At 65.0% G+C, this 2,411-nt stretch carries 2 protein-coding genes; both read right to left on the reverse strand.

Annotated elements, in window-relative coordinates; translation table 11 throughout:
* A partial coding sequence (locus BRAS3843_RS07320) for a M23 family metallopeptidase (RefSeq protein WP_244425150.1) occupies positions 1 to 1,535 on the reverse strand: 1,535 nt, incomplete at its 3' end.
* Between the two features lie 312 nt (positions 1,536 to 1,847).
* Positions 1,848 to 2,411, reverse strand: a 564-nt coding sequence (gene efp / locus BRAS3843_RS07325) for an elongation factor P (protein ID WP_050886379.1), incomplete at its 5' end; no start/stop codon positions are given.

The following is a 2,411-nucleotide window of genomic DNA, read 5'->3' on the forward strand; positions in this document are numbered from 1 at the left end:
TTGCGCCCGCTCGGGACGCCGGCCGTTTGATCCGGCTCGAGCGGCGCGGCCGTGAGCGCGGGCGACAAGGCCATCTGCGGCCCGATCTCGCGGCCACGGCCGCCAATCAGACGCTCATAGGCCGACACCAGGGTGACGTAGGGACTGACCCAGATCCAGCCGTCGCGCGTGAACACCTGCAGGTCGAAATGCAGATGGCGCGACGTGCCGTTGGGATGGTCGAGATAGTTGGAGACCACGCCGATCTGCTCGCCCTCGCCAAGCTTGCGGCCGTTGAGCAGGCCGTCAGCATCCATCACAGCAGGATTCATGTGCATGTAGCGGAAGCGGATATGTTCGGTGCCGCTGTTGACCTGCAGTGTTGCTGCCTGGTCCTTGGCAGTACGGATCACGGTGCCGTCGCGAACCGCCAGCACGCGCTGCCGTTTGGGATCGCAGCCATCGGCACCCTCGCGCCGCGCCGGGCACGCGCCGGGGCGGATGTCGTCGCCCTGATGTCCAGAGCCGCTTGTGCATTGTCCGACGTTGAAGCTGCGCGGTTCACAGAAATTGTCGCGCCAGGGAAATTGCCCGAGGCGCTGCTCGGCGGCGTCGCCCGAGCGAGCTTTGCCCGATGACTGCGAATGCACATAGGCCGGTGCGTCCAGCGGAAAGCGGATCTGCGAATAGACGGTTCGATCGGCGCGCCCGCTTTGGCCGCGCGCCCCGTTGGGCGGCAGCACATCGCCGGGCGGACGATAGGTGAATTCGGCCGAGAGGTTTGTCGGACGTACGATGGCGAGCGACGCGACATCGGGCCGCGGCGGCGCCGGCAGGCCGCCGACCACGCGCAGCGCTTTCAGGAAGCGCTCGGCGACCGGATAGGCCTCGCGGCAGGCCAGCCGTCGCGGGCGGGGGGCGCTGTCGAAACATTGGATCGACACGACATAGGCAATCCCGAAGCGGGTGAAGGCGTAACGCACATAGCCTTCGCGAATGAAGCGGCGCAGATCGGGATATTGCGCCAGCGCCTTGACTGGCTCGCCCTTGCCGCCTTGCGGATCGGAGATGTCGTAGACGAGGCGCGACCCGGTGATCTGCACCTCGACCGGCTTGGCGAAAATGCGGGACGGCAGGCCCGCGCCGACGTCGGGCGGCAGTGAGAATACCGCGTCATAGCCGGCCGGGCCGGCATCGAACAGATCGCTGCGGAAATCGGCCTGATAGCGGGTGAGCGACGTGCCGTCGGCAAGGCCGCTCCGTCGCGCTCCCAGATAGGCCGCGGTGTCGAAGGGCAACAGCACCGGCACCGGACTGCGCCCGATGCCGGTGAAAATGGGCGAGGTCACCCCATTGAGCTCAAGCAAGGCCGGCCGCGCACGAGGATCGGACGAGGGGAGGCCGTGCCGCCGGCCGAAGGGGGTAAAATCGGCTGCGACCGCGGGCGCGGCGTTCAACTCGGAGCGAAGTTGATCCATCGCCGCGCGCCAATCGGCGCGGCTCACGGTCACCGCCGGCGTACGAAATTCGTCGGCTCGCAGGCGAGGCGTATCCACGGCCAGCGCCGGCAATCCCAGCAGGATGGCGACGAGATCGAAGATCCTGGCCCCGAAGATCTTGCCGCCGAAAGTCTTGCCCCCCAAGACTTGTACCAAGACTTGCCCCAAGAGACCCGCCCCCAGGTCTCAGACGATATGTTGCCCCATGATCCGCCGCCGACCGCTGTTCAGAGACATGTTCGGCGAACCCCGGGGAACTCTACCTGACAGACCGATTCTGTTGAAGCTTTCGATGTGACGTTCGCATGCCGAATGCTCGGCAAGGGGGAGAACGTCAGATCGGCTTCATCCGCGTCCGTACTCGAAGCGTCAGTCCTTGGCGCGCTCGCAATAGGAGCCGTCTTCCGTCATCACCACGATGCGGGTGCCGACGGTGATGTGCGGCGGAACGCCGGTGCGGATGCCGTTGGAAAGCACGGCCGGCTTGTAGGATGACGATGCGGTCTGGCCCTTGGTGACAGGCTCGGTGTCGACGACCTCGAGCGTGACGCGCTGCGGCAGCGCAATCGCCACCGGCACCACATCGTGCATCGACAGCTTGACGGTCATATTCTCCTGCAGATAAGCCGCCTGCGAGCCCACGACGTCCTTCGGCACCTGGACCTGATCGTAGGTCTCCGGGTTCATGAAGTGGAAGCCGTCGGCATCTTCGTACAGATAGGTGAAGTTGCGTTCCTCGATGGTGACCTTCTCGACCTGGTCGGTGGTCTTGTAGCGCTCGGAGATCTTTACGCCATCGCTGATTCGACGCATTTCGATCTGGCTGACCGGCGTGCCCTTGCCGGGATGGATGTTCTCGGCGGTCACGACAACGTAGAGCTTGCCGTCTTGCTCGATGACGTTACCCTTGCGAATAGAGCTGGCGATGACTTT

Source organism: Bradyrhizobium sp. STM 3843 (genome assembly GCF_000239815.1).
Taxonomy (GTDB): Bacteria; Pseudomonadota; Alphaproteobacteria; order Rhizobiales; family Xanthobacteraceae; genus Bradyrhizobium.